This is a genomic window from Pseudomonas sp. YuFO8 (assembly GCF_035065025.1).
Taxonomy (GTDB): domain Bacteria; phylum Pseudomonadota; class Gammaproteobacteria; order Pseudomonadales; family Pseudomonadaceae; genus Aquipseudomonas; species Aquipseudomonas putida_AE.
The window spans coordinates 1-18,875 of sequence record NZ_JAXDEQ010000020.1; the positions used below are offsets into that span (position 1 = coordinate 1).

At 61.0% G+C, this 18,875-nt stretch carries 13 protein-coding genes and 1 pseudogene; 6 read left to right on the forward strand and 8 right to left on the reverse strand.

Annotated elements, in window-relative coordinates:
- Positions 1 to 472: 472 nt before the first annotated feature.
- Complete coding sequence (locus SOP95_RS18425) at positions 473 to 661, forward strand: hypothetical protein (RefSeq protein WP_008061425.1); 189 nt, start codon at positions 473 to 475, stop codon at positions 659 to 661.
- 24 nt (positions 662 to 685) lie between these two features.
- Here SOP95_RS18425 and SOP95_RS18430 read toward each other — a convergent pair whose 3' ends face one another.
- Positions 686 to 1,048 carry a fe2+ zn2+ uptake regulation protein gene (locus tag SOP95_RS18430; RefSeq protein WP_274078067.1) on the reverse strand — a complete coding sequence of 121 codons (363 nt, stop codon included), beginning with the start codon at positions 1,046 to 1,048 and terminating at the stop codon, positions 686 to 688.
- A 262-nt stretch (positions 1,049 to 1,310) separates the two neighbouring features.
- Here SOP95_RS18430 and pvdQ point away from each other — a divergent pair, with 262 nt between their 5' ends.
- Positions 1,311 to 3,656: a bifunctional acylase PvdQ gene (pvdQ, locus tag SOP95_RS18435; RefSeq protein WP_323607858.1), complete on the forward strand. Its 2,346-nt coding sequence runs from the start codon at positions 1,311 to 1,313 to the stop codon at positions 3,654 to 3,656.
- 56 nt (positions 3,657 to 3,712) lie between these two features.
- Here pvdQ and SOP95_RS18440 read toward each other — a convergent pair.
- Together SOP95_RS18440 and SOP95_RS18445 are read right to left on the reverse strand one after the other, a co-directional pair.
- A pseudogene (locus tag SOP95_RS18440) lies at positions 3,713 to 4,713 on the reverse strand (FecR family protein).
- A gap of 150 nt (positions 4,714 to 4,863) precedes the next feature.
- The gene (locus SOP95_RS18445) at positions 4,864 to 9,675 is read right to left on the reverse strand and encodes a dermonecrotic toxin domain-containing protein (RefSeq protein ID WP_323607859.1); all 4,812 of its coding nucleotides are present in this window, start codon (positions 9,673 to 9,675) and stop codon (positions 4,864 to 4,866) included.
- A gap of 223 nt (positions 9,676 to 9,898) precedes the next feature.
- Between SOP95_RS18445 and SOP95_RS18450 the strand changes: the two genes are divergently transcribed.
- Positions 9,899 to 10,939 (forward strand): Ldh family oxidoreductase, encoded by a 1,041-nt coding sequence (locus SOP95_RS18450; protein WP_323607860.1) that lies wholly within the window; start codon positions 9,899 to 9,901, stop codon positions 10,937 to 10,939.
- A gap of 116 nt (positions 10,940 to 11,055) precedes the next feature.
- On the opposite strand, the gene SOP95_RS18455 is transcribed toward SOP95_RS18450, so the two are convergent.
- Entirely contained in the window at positions 11,056 to 11,373 is a 318-nt protein-coding gene (locus SOP95_RS18455) for a DUF883 family protein (protein WP_274078072.1), read from the reverse strand.
- A gap of 163 nt (positions 11,374 to 11,536) precedes the next feature.
- Here SOP95_RS18455 and SOP95_RS18460 point away from each other — a divergent pair, with 163 nt between their 5' ends.
- Positions 11,537 to 11,788, forward strand: coding sequence for a hypothetical protein (locus SOP95_RS18460; protein WP_008061409.1), 252 nt, complete (start codon positions 11,537 to 11,539; stop codon positions 11,786 to 11,788).
- A gap of 103 nt (positions 11,789 to 11,891) precedes the next feature.
- Here the strand turns inward: SOP95_RS18460 and SOP95_RS18465 are convergent, their stop codons facing one another.
- Positions 11,892 to 12,800: a LysR family transcriptional regulator gene (locus tag SOP95_RS18465; RefSeq protein ID WP_323607861.1), complete on the reverse strand. Its 909-nt coding sequence runs from the start codon at positions 12,798 to 12,800 to the stop codon at positions 11,892 to 11,894.
- 85 nt (positions 12,801 to 12,885) lie between these two features.
- Between SOP95_RS18465 and SOP95_RS18470 the strand changes: the two genes are divergently transcribed.
- Positions 12,886 to 13,809 carry a carbon-nitrogen hydrolase family protein gene (locus SOP95_RS18470; RefSeq protein WP_323607862.1) on the forward strand — a complete coding sequence of 308 codons (924 nt, stop codon included), beginning with the start codon at positions 12,886 to 12,888 and terminating at the stop codon, positions 13,807 to 13,809.
- A 109-nt stretch (positions 13,810 to 13,918) separates the two neighbouring features.
- Here the strand turns inward: SOP95_RS18470 and SOP95_RS18475 are convergent, their stop codons facing one another.
- Both SOP95_RS18475 and SOP95_RS18480 read right to left on the reverse strand, forming a co-directional pair.
- The gene (locus SOP95_RS18475) at positions 13,919 to 15,376 is read right to left on the reverse strand and encodes a nucleobase:cation symporter-2 family protein (RefSeq protein WP_323607863.1); all 1,458 of its coding nucleotides are present in this window, start codon (positions 15,374 to 15,376) and stop codon (positions 13,919 to 13,921) included.
- Between the two features lie 118 nt (positions 15,377 to 15,494).
- Complete coding sequence (locus SOP95_RS18480) at positions 15,495 to 16,388, reverse strand: LysR family transcriptional regulator (protein ID WP_274078076.1); 894 nt, start codon at positions 16,386 to 16,388, stop codon at positions 15,495 to 15,497.
- Positions 16,389 to 16,622: 234 nt separating this feature from the next.
- On the opposite strand from SOP95_RS18480, the gene speB reads away from it, so the two are divergent.
- Complete coding sequence (gene speB / locus SOP95_RS18485; protein ID WP_323607864.1) at positions 16,623 to 17,582, forward strand: agmatinase; 960 nt, start codon at positions 16,623 to 16,625, stop codon at positions 17,580 to 17,582.
- Between the two features lie 112 nt (positions 17,583 to 17,694).
- On the opposite strand, the gene SOP95_RS18490 is transcribed toward speB, so the two are convergent.
- Positions 17,695 to 18,747, reverse strand: coding sequence for an aldo/keto reductase (locus SOP95_RS18490; RefSeq protein ID WP_323607865.1), 1,053 nt, complete (start codon positions 18,745 to 18,747; stop codon positions 17,695 to 17,697).
- Between the last annotated feature and the right edge of the window lie 128 nt (positions 18,748 to 18,875).

The window sequence follows — 18,875 nt, forward strand, 5'->3', positions numbered from 1 at the left end:
GCGATGCAATATTCAAGGCCGCCTTCGCCGGCAAGCCGGGCTCCTACAGGTCCGCGGCGACCAGCGCAAATCATTGCAGGAGCTGGCTTGCCAGCGAAGAGGCCCGATAGCGCGATGCAATATTCGAGGCCGCCTTCGCCGGCAAGCCGGGCTCCTACAGGTCCGCGGTGCCCAGCGCAAATCATTGCAGGAGCTGGCTTGCCAGCGAAGAGGCCCGATAGCGCGATGCAATATTCAAGGACGCCATCGCCGGCAAGCCGGGCTCCTACAGGTCCGCGGCGACCATCGCAAATCATTGCAGGAGCTGGCTTGCCAGCGAAGAGGCCCGATAGCGCGATGCAATATTCAAGGCCGCCTTCGCCGTGATAAAGCTAAAAATCTTCATCGGCGGTAACATGAGCCCCCCTTCGCAGCCGGCCTGGCATGTGAAGGGGAACACAGCAGATACATTTTTCAGGTTCAGGAATTGCCAATGACTCAGTCGCAACGTTTGAAATACTCGATTCTGATCTCCCTCGTGGTACTGGGGACCATGTTTGGCCTTTCTTATTTGCAGAACACCGGCGTCATCAGCGAAAAACTGTTCCAGTACATCGCCATTGGCGTGGCGGTGGTCGTGGTGGTCATCAACGGCGTGATGCGCCGCAAGGTCAAGCCCTGAGCGGTGGCTCCGGCCCTGGCTTGATCAGTCGTTGTGCAGCAGGGCGGCGGCCCGGGGGTGGAGGCTGTAGCTTTTATCCGCATTGAGGACGATCACGCCTTCGCTGCACAGGCGTTTCAACACTTCGCGCACACTCAGAAACGACAGGGGAATGTCCAGCTCCAGCAAGTGGGTGTGCACGCCGCGCACGCCCAGACTGCGGTCGTTTTCGGCGGCGGACAGCAGGGCGTCGATGACTTTGAGGCGAATCAGGCTGGTCCGCAAGCCAAAGCTCTTGAGCAGGACGCGGATCCGCTCGTTGCCGTTGCGCTCGGCAGGTTGGTCGAAAACACTGACCCTGCCCTTTGGCGCGTTGCTACCGTCCGTTGGCAGTTGCGAGTTGTACATTGCAAAAACTCCTTTTCAGAGCCTGATCGGGAAAAATTGGGCGCTCTTACAAAACAAGACGTATGAGCGTCACAAATCATGAAGACTTAAATGTAGAAATTTCGTCATCATTGTGTGATCGCTGCGTCAGGCGCCTTTGCAGTGCGGCCCGGGACCGCCATCCAGTCTCCTAAATTTTTCTCGTTTGTTTCGTCCCTAACAGGATGCGCAGTGCGTGTCAGTACGCAGAACTGTGACCCTCGTTTTTCGATCAGGAGCGAATGTGATTATTTCCAGCCAGTTGACCAGGTTGAGCCTGGCGGGTGTGTTTCTGGGGCTGAGTCTTGCGGCGAATGCGCGCAGTCAGCTGGAGCAGGCCAGTGCCGATATCCGCCGGACCAGTTTTGGCGTGCCCCATATCCGCGCCGCGGACGAGCGGGGCCTCGGTTACGGCATCGGCTATGCCTACGCTCAGGATAACCTGTGTTTGCTGGCCAATGAGATCGTTACGGTGAACGGTCAGCGTTCGCGGTTTTTTGGTCCCGACCAACTGACGGTCGAGGAGCGCGAAAACCAGGTCAGCGATCTTTTTTTCAATTGGTTGAACACCCCGCAGGCCGTGGCCGGGTTCTGGCAGGCGCAAACCCCTGAAGTACGCGGGCTGGTCGAAGGTTATGTGGCCGGCTACAACCGCGCCCTGAGCGAGCGTCGGGCCCAGGGGCTGCCGGCGCAGTGCCAGGGCGACTGGGTGCGGGAAATCACTGCCATGGACCTGGTCAAGCTGACCCGCCGCCTGTTGGTGGAAGGTGGCGTCGGGCAGTTCGCCGAAGCGCTGGCGGGCGCCACGCCGCCGGCTGCGGTCGCCGGCAATGACGGCAAACAGGCAGCGTTCCAAGTGGCGGACCTGCGTATGCAGCGTTTTGCCTTGGACCGCGGCAGCAACGCGGTGGCGGTGGGTAGCGATCGATCCTTCAATGGTCGCGGCATGTTGCTGGCCAATCCGCATTTCCCCTGGGTCGGCGGGATGCGCTTCTATCAAATGCACCTGACCATCCCCGGCAACCTGGATGTGATGGGCGCCGCGTTGCCTGGCCTGCCGCTGATCAACATCGGCTTCAACCAGCACCTGGCCTGGACCCATACCGTGGACTCGTCCAAACACTTCACCTTGTATCGCCTGCAACTGGACCCCAAGGATCCAACCCGCTATCTGCTCGACGGCAAGTCGCTGCCCATGAACAAGCAGACCCTGACGGTCGATGTCAAGCAGGCGGATGGCTCGGTCAAGGCCGTTTCCCATGTGGTCTACAGCTCGCAGTTCGGCCCGATTGTGCAGTGGCCTGGCAAGCTCGACTGGGATCGGCAGTTTGCCTACAGCCTGCGCGACGCCAACCTGGACAATGACCGGGTGCTGCAACAGTGGTACGCGATGAATCGTGCCGGCAGCCTCAAGGAGTTCCAGGCCTCGGTGCACCAGATCCAGGGCATCCCCTGGGTCAACACGCTGGCAGCGGACGATCAGGGGCAAACGCTGTACATGAACCTGTCGGTGGTGCCGAACGTGAGTGCGGCGAAGCTGGCCCAGTGCAGCGATCCGCGGATCGGCCTGCAGTTGATCGTGCTCGACGGTTCCAACAGCGCCTGTGCCTGGGACATTGACCCCCGGGCCGCTCAACCCGGTATTTTTGCCGCGGACCAGTTGCCGCAACTGTTGCGCAAGGACTTCGTGCAGCACTCCAACGATTCGGCGTGGATGGCCAATCCGGCGCAACCGCTGACCGGCTTCTCACCCTTGATCAGCCAGGACGGCCAGCCCCTGGGACTGCGCTCGCGTTTTGCCCTGGATCGCCTGGGAACGCTGGCCAAGGCCGGTCCGGTCGCCGCAGCCGATTTGCAGCACATGGTGCTGGATGACCAGGTGTATCAGGCAGCGCAAGTGATGCCCGACCTGCTGCAGTTCTGCGCGGCGGACCTGGGCAGCGATGGGAAAACCCTGGCGCCGCTGTGTGCCAGTCTCAAGGCTTGGGATCGCAAGGCCAATCTCGACAGCGGCCTTGGCTTCGTGCACTTCCAGAATGTCATGGAGGCTCTGGAGCAGGCGCCTGATGTCTGGCGTGTGGCGTTCGATCCACTGGACCCGCAACACACCCCGCGCGGCCTGGCGGTCGATCGTGCGCAGGTGGCGCAAGCGCTGCGCCAGGCCATGCTGGCCTCGATCGAGCAGGTCAAGGCGTCAGGGCTCAACCAGAACAGCCATTGGGGTGACATCCAGGTGGTCAGCAGCGGCGGCCAGCAGACGCCGATCCATGGCGGGCCGGGCACGCTGGGGGTATACAACGCCATTCAAAGCGTGCCCCGCACCGATGGCAAACGCGAAGTGGTCAGCGGCACCAGCTATCTGCAGGTGGTGACCTTCGATGAAAAGGGCCCGCAGGCCAAAGGCCTGTTGGCGTTTTCGCTGTCCAGCGACCCGGCGTCGAAGTACGCCCGGGACCAGACGCTGGCGTTTTCGCACAAGCAGTTGAGTGTGTTGCCGTTCACTGAGCAACAGATCACCTCCGATCCGCACTACCAGGCGCAGACGATCCACGAGCAGGATGACAAGGCCGGGAAGGTGGCCGCGCAGTAGAATCGCTGGCATGTGAGGCAAACAATGAAGGCCGCACCCCGTCAGGGTGGCGGCCTTCAGCTTTTCGGCGGTTGCTGCGGGATGGCGTTCAGGATCGGGTTGCCGTCCTTGTTGCGGGTCAGGTAGACCGGCAGCACCTTGGGCAGGGTCGCCACCAGGGTGTTGAGCTCGCGGATGTTGTAGATGCCGCCGATGCGGATCGCGCCAGTGGCATTGTCGGCCACCTGCACCGGGGTTGCAGGTAGCGATTGATCAGCGGCAGCGCTTCGCTCAGCGCCAGGTCATCGAGGACCAGCTTGCCGTTGAGCCAGGCCAGGGAATTGTCGTCGTCGTAGGTCTGGCTGATCCGCGGAATCAGGTCGCCATGGCGAAAGCTGGCCTGCATGGCCGGGCCGAGTCGTAGCCCATCACCCGGCAGGTCATCGTTGCTGCTGACCAGTACCGAGCCTTCGACCAGGTTCACTTTCACCTGGTCTTCATACATCCAGACGTTGAAGCGGGTGCCGGTGACCCGGACCTTGCCTTCGGCGGCCTTGACCACGAAAGGGTGGCTGGCGTCGTGACTGACACTGAAGAAGGCCTCGCCTTTTTTCAAGGTGACTCGACGCTGATCCTTGTAGTTGCTGTACGTCAGCTCGGTGCCCAGGTTCAGTTCGACCTTGCTGCCGTCCTTGAGGGTGACCTGGCGAACGTTGTCGCTCGCCTCGAAATGCTCGTACGAGTCAGGCAACCAGCCCATGTTCCAACCGCTGTAGGCCGCCAACGGCAAGGCCAGCGCACACACGGCGGCGGCCATGCCGAAGGCCCGCCAAGGCGTCTGCGGCCTGGCGCGAACCAGGGGCACAACCGTTTCCGGACGCGGCAGGTCGCCAGCCACTTCCCAGATCTCGAGCATGGCCTCGTATTCGGACGCATGCAGTGGATGAACGTCTAGCCATTGTTCGAACGCCTGGCGCTCCTGCGCCGTGCAGTCAGGGGCATGCAGGCGCATGCACCAATGCGCAGCGGCATCGGTGATGGCGTCATATTGGGCTGGCGAGAGTGGGGTGTCGGTCATTGACTCATCCTGATTTCGCGTATTCTAACCTTGAGGGAGTCTGCGAGAAACATCGATCATGGCAATTACCCATCAAAGTGTAATTATTTTCGATTCGGACCCGGACAAGCGCAATGCGCAAAACTAAGGTTCTGCGCATTTTTATGGCGTTCAGGGGGTGGATACGGGCACGGGATCGAGTTGTCGACCCATTTGGCAGATCAGATACGCAATCGAGTCGGCGTTGCGCAAAATGGTGTCGATGCGCAGATCCGCGTTGACCGGGTTCCTGAAGGCGCTTCGAGCGTCTGCCATTTTCTTGCAGCCAGTAATCTTCAGGATGGCCTTGCCCGCGTTTTCGGCGCCGGGAATCGAGTCCAGGCTGATCCATTCCTGCAATTCGTTGCTCCAGCGGGCGAAGAGTTCATCCCTCGGGGTCGCCAGGGACAGCGCTTCGCGTTGATAGCGTTCCTGCCGGGTTTTCAAAGAGGCGCCAAAGCTGGTGATCGAGCTGATCAGGTCGCTGAAGGGGCGCCTCGCTTCAAGATAGGCAATATCTGCGCTTTGGGTAATGGCGTGCGAGAATTCATGAATCAGAGTGGCGGCCTGTGCATGTCCGTCGACATCGAAGGGTTCGGTCAGGCAAGCGTTGTATTGGCCGAGTTGTTGATCGAAAAACCGCTGGGTGAAATGCACATGTCTGCGTGAATCCTCGTCGATCACGAAGGCGATCAACACGTCCTGCGGGTCTTTGGTGGAGCCGACGACAAAGCGTTCGGTGTTCATCAAGTCATCATCCGGGTCGACAAGTGCCGTGCAGATCGGCGTGATCGCCTTTTTTATCTTGTCGAGCAGGTCGGTATCGACGTCTTTGACATCAAAGACGATTTTGAATAAACCGTCCAGCCGGGTGCCCTTAACAAGGTGCCGGGCCTGCGCGAGATTGTGCAAGCTGTTGAAGGCGTAATAACGGGCCAAATCGATGGCCTTCACGATTTGACTGGCTTTTGCCGGGTGACGAGCCCGGATCTGCTCCATGCCGACGGCTTCGATGTTCAGGATTCGGCTGACTTCACGGCTTGCTGTGTATTCGTTGATCATCTTCGACACGGCCTTGCCGTAGTGCACGGTATGCCGGTCCGGATCGATGACGAGTTGCTGGCTCGGCGTACTGCGCAGCCCAGGGCCGTCTACCAGGGTCTTGGTGATGCGCCAGACGGCGCCGGGTTTGGCGACGCGATAAACCTTCCCGGCGATCGCCGCATAGCGAAGTTTGCCGATGGAATCATCGTAGGTGCCATCCGCCTGGTTTTTAACCAGATCCTTCAATGCCACGGTCGTGGCTTCGAAGGGTTGCAGCAAGGTGCGTGCCGGTGCGGTCGGCTTTAATTGTGACCATTGCGCAGAGGCCAAGTCGGTCTTCACCGGTTCTGTTTCCACCGTGGCGGGCACGGCCTCGGTCGAGGCGTGCAGCGACAAGCGCCCCAGCGAGACCATTTGCACGGCGCCGGCAATGAACTCCTGCAGCGCCTGTTTCCAGTGGTGCTCCTGCAAGGCTTCGGCGGAGTCCTTGAAGTGCTTGTAGCTATGCCACAGGAACGGCCCATAGGCGAGTTTACCGGGTAACAGGCCCGCGACCAGTTTGATGCCCTTGCTGAACAGGTTTTTCGCCGCCTCCCATTCCGCCTGAGCGGTGATTTCGGACTGACTGCCAAGCAGGTGCGATAGCAGCGTGACGTTGTCGGTAAATAGCTGCGCCAGCAGGTTGCCTTCGAGCGGGGAGGACGCGAGGGTGATCTCGCTGGGTTGCCCGACGGTGTCCTGGAGCAAGTTGCTGAACAGCGTGCGCTGATCCTCCGGCAGGCGGCGAATCAGCAAGTCCTGTAGCGGTCCGATTTTACAGAACGCCGAGACCAGGCTCGCCTCATTCTCGAACTCGGTGAACACCGAGCCTGAATGGTAAGGCGTATACAACACTTGCGGGCCTTCCTGCCCGGGGCCGGGGCCGATCAGGTACAGCCCCAGGGTTGCAGTGGCGTTGCCTCCGGCGGTCTTGATCAATTCCAGCGGACGAACGAGGGCGTGAGCACCTTGCACCGATGCGCGGGCCAGGCTGTCTGGCATATCCAGCACTTGCCGGATCAAATCGAACGCCGTGGAAGACAGCCGCTGTTGAAGGTGCAGTGCATGGGCATGCTGCATCAATTGCCAGGGCAGTTGAAGCATGAAACGTTGCTTGCGGGTAGCGGCTTCGTCGCTGTCTTCCAGGAGCTTGCCTGTCACTTGTTTGGCAAAGGCTGTCTGGACGTCGAGTGACAACAGAAGTTGGCGGATGGCACTTTGGTCCAGGCCTTGAGGAAGCGGCTCCCGTTCGCTTGACCTAATGGTGAATCCGGTGCCTTGAGCAACGCTGACATGGTTCAAGGCAAACTCGGTCAGGGTTCGGGAGGGGCCAGCCAGGGCCAGGTTGGGAGTGATCGCGATGTTGTCGGGGTCCAGTACTGCAGTGGGGAATCGGCTACCGAGCAACGATTTCAATCGACCATGTACAAAGGTGCGCAGGGTTGGCAGCCCGTGCAGGTAATCCTTGTCGTCGGTGACGTTGTGGCGGTATTGCTCCAGCAGTTCGATGTGCAATTGCTGTTCGTCGACGCCGGCCATGCCCAGCCACGCCGGCAAGGATTGCTGGTGGTTGATTGCCCGGGCGATGGCTGCGGCCCTGTGCAAATTGGTATCGCTGACCGTTTGTGCCAACTGCTCGAGCGCGGTGACCTGTTGCGCCGATGTCAGTGATTGCGAGCGCACATATTCGCAGCCTGCCAAAAAACGCTCAATGGACGATTGCGCCAGCTCGTGCAGGACATTGCCTTCAATCAGCCGCAGTGACCCGAGTGAGTAACGTCGATGGAATTTACGTTGGGTGGGCGTGAGGTTTTCCAGCAATGCCAAGCGTTGCAGAGGGTCGAGCAAGCGCTGGTTCAGCACCCGTTTCAAGTCGCTGACATGGTTGAAGACTTCCAGTCCCTCGGCCGGTGTCCACAAAATGGCCCGCCCCGAATGCTGGGGGTCGAGTCCGCCACGCTCGGTCAGCACGACGCAATTGGCCAGCGGCAGGACGTTTTGTTCGCCGGAGCATTCCAGGACCAGTTTGTAGGCATCGGGCCGGAATCCATTGAGCGCGCGGCGGTTTTTCCGCTCAGGCTGATCAGGGTTGAATATCGTATCGACGATCGCCCGGTCGGCTTTGCGGAGCGTTGAATTGATCACTCGCAAATTGGCTTCCCCGCGAAGACCCACAGAAAGAGCGTGGGCCAAGCGGGGTTTCATGTTCGCAAGGTAGGTCTGCTGCACCGCCTGCGAGGCCAGCGGTTGCGCCGCAAACTCCGTCTTGATCGCCGATTCAACGTCGTTGAAGGTTTTTTCGAAGGCGGCGGCTTTATCCGCCAACACCGTGGACGGTTGCTGGGAGCCCGTTAACACCGGCCGGGTGCTCCAGCGCCCATTGGCCTCCAGTGCGAGTAAGCGCTCGCTGATCATGGCGCGTATATCCAGCGCCTTGTCGAACAAGGCATGGATGTCGACGGTGCCGTCGCTGTGACGAAACACTTGCAGGACGTATTCCAGGTTTTGCAGCTGTTTACGGATGATCGCTTCGAACAGCGTCGTGAATATTGCCCCGGACACCACTTCTCCGGTGACTTGCGGCTGATTGAAGCCGATAAAGCGGTTACGCTCCTCCAGGCTCAGGAGGCCGTAGATTTCGTCCTCGTGACCGCTGGCTTTGAACTTACTCAGCAAGGTGTCTTTCAAGTCCTTGTAATCTGCCAACACCTGCAGCCCTTGAGTCGGGGTGTAGAGGTAGGCGTTGGCGTGGCTGATCATCAGCGACCCCGCCAGTTCTACGTAATTGGCCTGGTATTCCCACAGTCGCACGGTCTCCAGCGTTGGGCTGCGGGCCGTGCCGGCAGCCGGTTGAATCAGTGTGTGCAAGGCGGTGCTTTGTTGCGCAGTGATGATTTCGGCTTCGCGCTTGAGCACAATATCTGCCCGCGCCTGTTCGCGAATGGCTCGGGCGAAAAACTCGCGACGCGTCGCACCGTCGGCGCTGCCGCCACTCCAAAAGCGCTCGACCTGCCGTGAAAGCAGGCTGATGAGTTTGCCGGAAGCGGTTTTGACGGCAGTTTCCCAGTGTTGCTGGTCGTTACCCTGTGGTGTTCTTTTGGGGTGGAAAAATTCAGGCTCCTGCCCCGCAGGCCACCGCTGGTCGCGGTAGTACGACAGCACTGCGGCACTCAAAGACATGGATTGGAGCCAGCGCCGTACAGGTGGATTGTCTTGCTCGGTGGGAGAGGTGGCGTAAAAGTTGACCCGGGTCAGACTCTGCTCCAACCCCGGAAACGATGAACCCAGCAGCTCATCGAGAAGGGTGTCGAGCAGCGATTCGAGTGTCGGCAGTTCACTTAATTCGTCGAGCAAGGCTTGATCATTCAGCCCCTGGTTAGCGGTGAGGGCGTTTCGCTGATGCTCAAACACTTCACCCTCGATGGCCTCGAAGCTCACTTTAATGTGCCTGGTTGCTGCGAGTGTCTTGCGCCGGGCCAGCGACATGAACGCGAGCAGATCGTCGTCTTCGGTCGCGGGGTTCAGTTGTTTTTCGAGCTCATCGATCAAGGTTTCGCGACTGTCGAGCTTCCTGATGCCGCCATAGGGCGTATAGAGAATCAGCCCTTTATCGTCCGGGGTGTCGCTCAACACGAAACTGCCGGCCAAGGGTGTCGGGGCATGACCGTTGATAGTCAGCAGGATACTTTCGGCGAGCATCGGCGGGCGCTGTTGACTGCGCGAGGACTGGGTGGCCAGTTCCAGGTGACTTAACCATTCGAAATCCTTTTGCGTAAGTCCATGGGTTTTGCCCAGGTCGACCCAGAATCCGGGGGACTTCAAGGCTTCGGGAAAAAGCAGTGGGACGCTAGGTGTAGGCATCGTCGAATCTCAAATAGGGCGCGGCTGCGGGCGCATAGGGTTTGAGTGTCGAGACTAAAAGTCGGTGCTGTGGCGCGGGTGGTAGATAGTTAACGCACGGGGCCAGGGGATTCGTGCAGATGCCTGCTATCGAAAGGTTGACAGGTCACTGGTGGCGCGTTGTTAATCGGCGGTCTAGCTACGCTGTTGCCCCCTCCAAAAAATAATTAGTCTGGAGCTTCAGATGTCCGCGCCACACGATCCTGTATCCACCGTTGCTTCGCAAAACCTGTCCCTGGACCAGCTGACGGCATTGCTTGAGCAGATCTTCCTGCGTCATGGCACCTCTGGCGACGTCGCCCGGGTGCTGGCGCAAAACTGCGCCGGTGCCGAACGCGATGGTGCCCACAGCCATGGCGTGTTCCGCATTCCCGGTTATGTCTCGACCCTGCACAGCGGTTGGGTCAATGGCCAGGCCGTTCCGGTGGTCGAGGATGTGGCAAGCGGGTTTGTCCGGGTCGACGCCGGTAACGGATTTGCCCAACCGGCCCTGGCGGCCGCGCGCCCGCTGCTGGTGGAGAAGGCTCGCAGCGCCGGCATCGCGGTGCTGGCGATCCGTAACTCCCATCACTTCGCGGCCTTGTGGCCGGACGTCGAGCCCTTCGCCTATGAAGGTTTGGTCGCGCTCAGCGTGGTGAATAGCATGACGTGCGTGGTGCCCCATGGCGCCGATCGGCCGCTGTTCGGCACCAACCCGATTGCCTTTGCCGCCCCGCGAGCCGACGGCGATCCGATCGTCTTCGACCTGGCCACCAGCGCCATTGCCCATGGCGATGTGCAGATTGCCGCGCGCAAGGGCGAACGTTTGCCGCCGGGCATGGGCGTCGACAGCCTTGGTCAACCGACCCAGGATCCCAAGGCGATCCTCGAAGGGGGCGCATTGCTGCCGTTCGGCGGGCACAAGGGTTCAGCGCTGTCGATGATGGTGGAGTTGTTGGCGGCGGCCTTGACCGGGGGTAATTTTTCCTTCGAGTTCGACTGGAAAAGCCATCCCGGTGCCAAGACGCCGTGGACTGGCCAGTTGCTGATCGTGATCGATCCGAGCAAGGCGGCGGGGCAGGGGTTTGCCGAACGCAGCCAGGAGCTGGTGCGGCAGATGCATGGCGTGGGGCTCAAGCGCTTGCCGGGGGATCGGCGCCACAATCAGCGTGCCAGGTCCCAGGTCGAGGGCATTGCGCTGGAGGCCTCGGAGCTGGCGAAGCTGCGGGAGCTGGCCGGTCACTGAGGCTTGGCACGGTCACTGTAGGAGCTGCCGTAGGCTGCGATCTTTTGGCGGCGTCAAAGGCGCCGAAGATCAAGATCAAAAGATCGCAGCCTTCGGCAGCTCCTACATAAAGCGTATTAGCGGCGAGACAACAGCAGGCCGACCACCAGCCCGAAACCGGCGGAAACCGCCACGGTTTGCCACGGGTGACCACCAATGTAGCTTTCGGTGGCATCGACCGCCGGGGTGGCCCGCTGCCGGACGCTGGTGACCGAGTCCCGGGCCTGTTGCAGTTTCAGGGCGATTTGCCCACGCAGGGTTTCGGCTTCCTCACCGACCAGTGAGGCACTGCTCTTGAGCAGTTTTTCAGATTCTTCGATCAGCGACTGCAGCTCGCTGAAGGCTTGATCCTTGATTTGATCTTCGGCGGCTTGCAGGGCGGTTTTGCGGGCCATTGAAGTACTCCTTGCGGTGATTGGACAGTGAACAATGGAGTGTCTGGCGCTGGAAAAAGTTGCAGGGATTTTGCCTGTTCGCTCGATCCGCCAGAAAAACCAGAGCAGGGCGATTCTTCCTACAGTGTAAGATGTCGCCTATTTACGCAGCAGGAAAAATCCCATGAGTTTCAATCTGGCCGACAAACCCCTCGCCGAGCGCGCCGCGCTGGAAGACGAGAAATCCCGTCTGTTCGAGCTTTGGCAAAACAACCTGGGCAAAGCCAAGGGCGAAGCCGCGCGCCTGTTCGGCGAACGCGCCAAGCGCAAGGGAAAGTGGGCCGAGTGGGTCCGCGCCGAACTGGACGGCATGTCGCCGCCGGAGTTCTCGAACATGGTGCGCAGCGAAGTCAATCGGCTGATGGCGGCCAAATAATCTCAACGGCCGTACCCAATTCACTGTAGGAGCTGGCTTGCCAGCGAAGAGGCCCGAATGTGCGATGCACTTTTCAAAGCCGCCTTCGCCGGCAAGCCGGCTCCTACAGGAAGCAGGCAACAATCGCTTCGCGCACTTTCATGACCACCGGATCCAGCTGGGCACCAGTCCGCCAGCCCATTTCGATCGGATAGCGCGGCAACACCAGGGGGCAGGGCAGCAGTGCCAGGCCGCTGAGTGCCGCGATGCTCCTGGCCGCGTGCGCCGGGATGGTTGCCACCGCCTGGCTGCCCTTGAGCAGGTGCGGCAACGCCGCAAAGTGGGTGGTGGAGGCGCAGACCCGTCGACTCAGGCCCAGCGCCGCCAAGCCCTCGTCGGTGATCCCGATAAAGCCGCCCGACGACACCAGAATGTGCTCACGTACGACGAACTCCTCGAGGCTGATGGCCTGTTGTCCCACGGTCAGACTGATCGGGTCGACCAGACACAAATAATCTCCCTCACCCAGCACCTGTCGGCTGAGCAGACGCTCGGCAAAGCCGCCGGCGGTGATCGCCAGGTCGATACTGCGTTCCATCAGGGCCTGGGCGACGATCTGGCTGTGGGTCTGGCGAAAAATCAGCCTCAGTCCGGGCGCGCACCGGGCAATTTCCTCGATCAGGCGCCGGCCGTAGGCGATCTCGAAATCATCCGAAAGCCCCAGGGTCACGGAGCGGCCTTCGAAATGGTTGGCCATCGGATCGACCATCGCCAGGCTCTGCCGGCATTTGTTCAGGGCCTCGCTGAGCACCGGCTTCAACTGGTTGGCCTTAAGCGTGGGTGCCAGGCCGCGACCGGTGCGCACGAATAACTGATCGCCATACACCTCGCGCAAACGCCGTAAAGCTGCGCTGACAGCCGATTGCGTCACCCCCAGGCGCACTGCCGCGCGGCTGGCACTGGATTCTTCATGCAGGGCTTCGAAGACTTTGAGCAGATTGAGATCGAGGGAGGCGATATTCATGTGGTTCATATCATTCAGCAGTGAGTTGCTCTTTATTGATGATCCGATGTCGGCCGAGAATGAGCAACACCTCATGCCAACGGAGTCACCGCAAATGCCCAAGTCAATCGTTGCCGCCCTGCAGATCGGTGCCTTGCCCGGTGGCAAGGCCGACACCCTGGAACTGATCCTGTCGTATGAAAGGGCGATCGTCGAAGCCGGCGTCGCGCTGGTGGTCATGCCCGAAGCGCTATTGGGCGGTTATCCCAAGGGCGAGGGGTTCGGCACTCAACTGGGTTATCGCTTGCCCCAGGGGCGCGAGGCCTTTGCCCGCTATTTCGCCAACGCCATCGATGTGCCTGGCGTCGAGACCGAAGCACTGGCGGGGCTGTCGGCGCGCACCGGGGCCAACCTGGTGATCGGCGTGATCGAGCGCGCCGGCAGTACCTTGTATTGCACCGCGCTGTATTTCGACCCCCAGGCCGGATTGCTCGCCAAACACCGCAAGCTGATGCCGACCGGCACCGAACGGCTGATCTGGGGCATGGGCGACGGTTCCACCTTGCCGGTGCTCGACAGCCAGGTCGGACGGATCGGCGCGCTGGTGTGTTGGGAAAACATGATGCCGCTGCTGCGCACCGCGATGTACGCCAAAGGCGTGGAGGTGTGGTGCGCGCCGACCGTGGATGAGCGGGAGATGTGGCAGGTGAGCATGCGCCATATTGCCCACGAGGGGCGCTGCTTCGTGGTCAGCGCGTGCCAGGTCCAGGATTCGCCGCAAGCCCTGGGGCTGGAGATCGCCAACTGGCCGGCGGACCGGCCGTTGATTGCCGGTGGCAGCGTGATCATCGGGCCGATGGGGGATATCCTGGCCGGACCGCTACGGGATGGGCCTGGTCTGCTTTGCGCTGAAATTGACACCGATGACCTGATCCGCGCCCGATACGACTATGACGTAGTCGGTCACTATGCGCGTCCGGATGTGTTCGAATTGACGGTGGATGAGCGGGCCAAACCCGGCGTTCGTTTCACCACATGACCACTGTGGGAGCGAGCTCTCTCCCACGGGGATCCGCGCTGCGCATGGAGGTGTTCCTGTTTGTAGAAGGGCTGTGCCATCAGCGGTCCAGCCCAGAAGCCTTGGTGGTCTACTGTGTGGCAGCTGCTTTCGCTGCGGGTTCAAGCCTGGTCGGCACGTCGGGGTTCTCCATGACCTGGAGGATCGAGGCTTCCGGATCGAAATCGTCTTCTTCCAGTTCGATGAATTCTTCAGGCAGGAAGATATTCAGCACGATGGCGCACAGTGCACCGACGGTGATCGGTGATTCGAAAATGTTGTGCAGCGCCTTGGGCAGCTCGCGCAACACCTCCGGTACCGCCGCCACACCCAGGCCCATGCCGATGGAAATCGCCACGATCAGCATGTTGCGTCGATGCAGTCCGGCTTCGGCGAGGATCTTGATCCCGGCCACGGCGACGGTGCCGAACATCACGAGCTCGGCACCGCCCAGCACCGGCTTGGGCATCAGCTGCAGCACCGCGCCGATCAGCGGGAACAGCCCCAGTATGACCAGCAGGCCGGCAATGAAAAACGCCACGTAACGACTGGCCACGCCGGTCAACTGGATCACCCCGTTGTTCTGCGCGAAGGTCACCATTGGCATGCTGTTGAACACTGCGGCCATGGCCGAGTTGAGGCCGTCGGCCAACAGACCGGACTTGATCCTGCGAATGTACACCGGGCCCTTGACCGGTTGCCGGGAAATCATCGAGTTGGCGGTCAGGTCACCAGCTGCTTCCAGCGGCGACACCAGGAAAATCACCGCCACCGGGACGAACGCCACCCAGTCGAAGGAAAAACCATACTTGAACGGTACCGGCACGCTCATCAGCGGCACGGCGGGCAGGCTGGCGAAATCGACGTGGCCCAGCAGCCAGGCGACGACGTAGCCGAGGGTCAGGCCGATGACGATCGCGCCCAGGCGCAGAAACGGCACGTCCACCCGGTTCAACACCACGATGGTGCCCAGCACCAGTGCCGCGAGGCCCAGGTGACTGGCCGCGCCGAGGTCGGGTGCGCCGAAGCCGCCGGCGATGTCGGTCATGGCGACCTTGATCAACGACAGGCCCATCAGGGTGATGATGGTGCCGGTCACGACCGGGGTGATCAGCATCCGCAGCCTGCCGATGAACTGGCTCAAGACCACTTCGATGAAGGCGGCAAAGAAGCACACGCCGAAGATCGTCGAGAGGATTTCATCGGTGCCGCCGCCCCGGGCCTTGACCATGAAACCGGCACTGAGGATCACGCTGATGAACGAGAAACTGGTGCCTTGCAGGCACAACAGCCCCGAACCGACCGGACCGAAACGCCGCGCCTGGACGAAAGTGCCGAGGCCGGAGACGAACAGCGCCATGCTGATCAGGTAGGGGATTTCACTCTGCAAGCCCAGGGCACTGCCCATGATCAGCGTCGGGGTGATGATGCCGACGAAGCTGGCGAGCACGTGTTGCAGGGCGGCGAACACCGTGGCAGTGAGGTGCGGGCGGTCGTCGAGGCCGTAGATCAGGTCGTTGTGGCGTGGGTTTTTTTCTGGGGAAGTCATGGTTTGCGTGCCGGGAGGCGGGGCCGGGTCAGAAAATGGAGGCGCAGGATGCCAGAAAGACTATTTTGTGGCGAGCGGTGAGCCTGATACCCAACACAATCCCTGTGGGCGTGGGTATTTACGAAAATGCTGCGAGCAAATCCTCTTCAAACGCTTTCTGCGCATCCCCCGGCACCTGGGCTCGATGGCGAGCCAGATGAAACGCCACCTCGAAACTCAAGCCAGCGCGACGCACCGGCCGCAGCAAACCCTTGTCTTCCCAGCTGCGGGCAAAGTGACTGGGCAGGTAGCCGATGTGCTTGCCAGACAGAATAAAGGCGAGGGTGCCTTCGACCTGCTCCGCACGCGCCGAACACAGCTTTCCTTGAAAGGGTTCGTCGCTGCGCAGGAAACGGTAGGGGTGATCGACCCGATCGCAGGCCTGCAGGGCCTCATCATCCGGCGCCTCATCGGTGAACAGCGGATGGCCCAGGGCGCAGTACAGGTGCTGGGTCTCGCTGAACAGCTGGTGGTAGTCAAACGCGCCCTGGATCTGCGAGAAATACCCGATGGCCAGGTCCAGCCGCTGCTGCAGCAGCAATCGCTCCATGTCGCCGGGCATGGCGCTCATCAACTCGATGCGCACCGATTCGTCACGCTCGCGAAAGCGCCGGATCGCCTCGGCCACCCGCTGCAGCACCGATTGATCCAGCGCTTCGGACACACCCAGGCGCACCTCACCGATCAGGCGCCCGGCCACACCGTTGGATTGATGACGGAACGCTTCGATGGACTGGAACAGGCCGCGCGTCGCGATGAGCAGTTGTTCGCCCTTGGGCGTGATGCGAAATCCGCCCTTGCCACGGCTGCACAAGCGATAGCCGAGGCGGGTTTCCAGCTTGGCCATTTGCTGGCTGATGCTCGACTGGCTCAAGCCCAGCTCACCCTGGGCGGCGCTGAAGCCGCCGCACTCGACGACGCTGACAAACAGGCGCAGCAGTTGCAGGTCCAGATCATGCAATTGACCGAGCATCAAACATTACTCCGGGATAATGTCAGCGTAATAATCTTTATATTTTACCAATGTAATCGAGGACGCATCCTGCAGCCACTTCCCCCGGTCAGGTGATCGTCATGGCTTGCGTATTCAAGTTCTGTGTCCCCGCGTTGTTCCTTGCCATGGCCGCCGCGGCCGAGGCAGAGGACAAGGAGATCAACCTCTACAGTTGCACCACTTTCCGTAGCCGCCAATAACAAGGAGCCTCCAATGGACGTCCCCGTGCAGAACGATCAGGCCATCACCCGTGACAGCCTTTATGGCACCGCCGCCGAAAGTACCTACGCCGGCATCACCAGTTTCATGCGTCGACGCTACAGCCGCGACTTGCGCGGCGTCGACGTCGCGGTCAGCGGCGTGCCGTTCGACACCGCCACCAGCAACCGCCCCGGCGCCCGCTTCGGCCCACGGGGGATCCGCGCCGCTTCCACCGGGATTGCCTGGGAGCGCCACTGGCCGTGGACCTTCGACCCCTTCGATCATCTGGCGGTGGTCGACTTCGGCGATTGCGACTTCGATTACGGTTCGCCGCAGTCGACACCCGAATGCATCGAAGCCCACGCCGAGCACATCCTCAATGCTGGCAGTGCGATGCTGACCTTCGGCGGCGATCACTTCATCACCTATCCGCTGCTCAAGGCCCATGCGCGCAAGCACGGTGCGCTGTCGCTGATTCACTTCGACGCCCACAGTGATACCTGGCCGGACGAGGAGGGCAAGCGTATCGACCACGGCACCATGTTCTGGCATGCGGCCAAGGAAGGGCTGGTCGATCCGTCGCGTTCGGTGCAGATCGGCTTGCGCACCACCAACGATGATCATCAGGGCTTCCAGGTGCTGGACGCGCGGCAAGTGCATAGGCGTGGCGTCGATGCGATCGTCGAAGCGATTCGCGCAAGGGTCGGTGACAACCCGGTGTACCTGACGTTCGACATTGACTGCCTCGATCCGGCATTCGCGCCGGGCACCGGAACACCGGTGTGCGGTGGGTTGAGCACAGTGCAGGCGCTGGAAATCCTTGGCGGCCTGCGCGGAATCAACCTGGTGGGCATGGATGTGGTGGAGGTGGCGCCGGCCTATGACAATGCGGACATCACCTCATTGGCGGCGGCGACGCTGGCGATGGAGATGCTGTGCCTGTATGCAGCCAAACATAAGGTCGACCGGTAACACACACACACCTTGTAGGAGCTGGCTTGCCAGCGAAGGCGGCGCCACAGTCAACATCGTGGTGTCAGACAGGCCCTCTTCGCTGGCAAGCCAGCTCCTACAGGTAACGGGGTCAGGCGACCGGGATTTTCGGCAGATCCAGGGTCACACCCCCGGCGAACCGCGCAAACGACCCGCTAATGGATTCATGGGGCACGCCCTTGGGCACATCGCTGACACCATCGAGCCGCGACAACTGTTCGGCATCCAGTTGCACATTCAAGGCCCCCAGTGTTGCATCCAGCTGTTCGCGGGTACGCGAGCCCAGGATCGGAATCAGCGTCGTGGTCGAGCGCCTGGCTTGTTCGCGCAGCCAGGCAATAGCCACATGGGTCGGGCTCACACCCAGTTCCTCCGCAACGGCCAGCAGGGTGTCGAGCAGGGCGGTTTCCCGGGCGCTTTTCTCGGCGTGAACCAGCATCCCCAGGTTGCTCGCGCGGTTATCGCCATCGCCAGTGCGGTACTTGCCGGTAAGGAAGCCGCCGCCCAATGGCGACCATAGCGTTGCGGCCAAACCCAGGGCTTCGGCCATGGGCAGTTGTTCACGTTCGGCGGTGCGTTCGGCCAGGCTGTACTCGACCTGAATCGCCGCAATCGGGGCGAAACCGCGCACCTCGGCCAGCAGGTCGGCGCGGGCGATGCGCCAGGCCGGAAAGTTCGACAGCCCGGCGTAATGGATCTTGCCGGCGCGGACCAGGTCGTCGAAACCACGCAGGATCTCTTCCATCGGCGTCACGCCGTCGCTCATGTGCGCCCAGAACAGATCGATGTGATCGGTCTTCAGTCGTTTCAGGCTCTCCTCCACGGCGCGAACCATGTTCTTGCGGTTGTTGCCGGTGTGGGAAATGCCGGCGTCCGGCGTGGTGCCCAGCGTGTATTTAGTGGCGATGACCAGGCGATCGCGTTCCGCGGCGATGAATTCGCTGAGCATGGCTTCCGACTGACCAGCCTGGTAGCCGTTGGCGGTGTCGATGAAATTGCCGCCGGCCGCCAGGTAGCCATCAAAAATGCCCTTGGCTTCTTCGCGCTCGGCACCATGGCCCCAGCCGGTGCCAAAGTTGCCGGCACCCAGGGCCAGTTCGGAAACCCGCAAGCCGGTTTTACGGCCGAAAACTTTGTAATGCATGGGGAGAACTCCTGAGGACACGCCTGTTTGTTTAAATGTTGTACGTAATTTATTAAATATGATGCTAATCATATAATCCGTCAAGACACTTTTCCCCGGGTCCAATAGCGCAAGCCCGGCGCGATATT

Bases quoted from the DNA above. Each gene is read 5' to 3' on its own strand.
- SOP95_RS18425 (WP_008061425.1), top strand. From the start codon at position 473: ATGACTCAGTCGCAACGTTTGAAATACTCGATTCTGATCTCCCTCGTG.
- SOP95_RS18430 (WP_274078067.1), bottom strand. From the start codon at position 1,048: ATGTACAACTCGCAACTGCCAACGGACGGTAGCAACGCGCCAAAGGGC.
- SOP95_RS18445 (WP_323607859.1), bottom strand. From the start codon at position 9,675: ATGCCTACACCTAGCGTCCCACTGCTTTTTCCCGAAGCCTTGAAGTCC.
- SOP95_RS18450 (WP_323607860.1), top strand. From the start codon at position 9,899: ATGTCCGCGCCACACGATCCTGTATCCACCGTTGCTTCGCAAAACCTG.
- SOP95_RS18455 (WP_274078072.1), bottom strand. From the start codon at position 11,373: ATGGCCCGCAAAACCGCCCTGCAAGCCGCCGAAGATCAAATCAAGGAT.
- SOP95_RS18460 (WP_008061409.1), top strand. From the start codon at position 11,537: ATGAGTTTCAATCTGGCCGACAAACCCCTCGCCGAGCGCGCCGCGCTG.
- SOP95_RS18465 (WP_323607861.1), bottom strand. From the start codon at position 12,800: ATGAACCACATGAATATCGCCTCCCTCGATCTCAATCTGCTCAAAGTC.
- SOP95_RS18470 (WP_323607862.1), top strand. From the start codon at position 12,886: ATGCCCAAGTCAATCGTTGCCGCCCTGCAGATCGGTGCCTTGCCCGGT.
- SOP95_RS18475 (WP_323607863.1), bottom strand. From the start codon at position 15,376: ATGACTTCCCCAGAAAAAAACCCACGCCACAACGACCTGATCTACGGC.
- SOP95_RS18480 (WP_274078076.1), bottom strand. From the start codon at position 16,388: ATGCTCGGTCAATTGCATGATCTGGACCTGCAACTGCTGCGCCTGTTT.
- speB (WP_323607864.1), top strand. From the start codon at position 16,623: ATGGACGTCCCCGTGCAGAACGATCAGGCCATCACCCGTGACAGCCTT.
- SOP95_RS18490 (WP_323607865.1), bottom strand. From the start codon at position 18,747: ATGCATTACAAAGTTTTCGGCCGTAAAACCGGCTTGCGGGTTTCCGAA.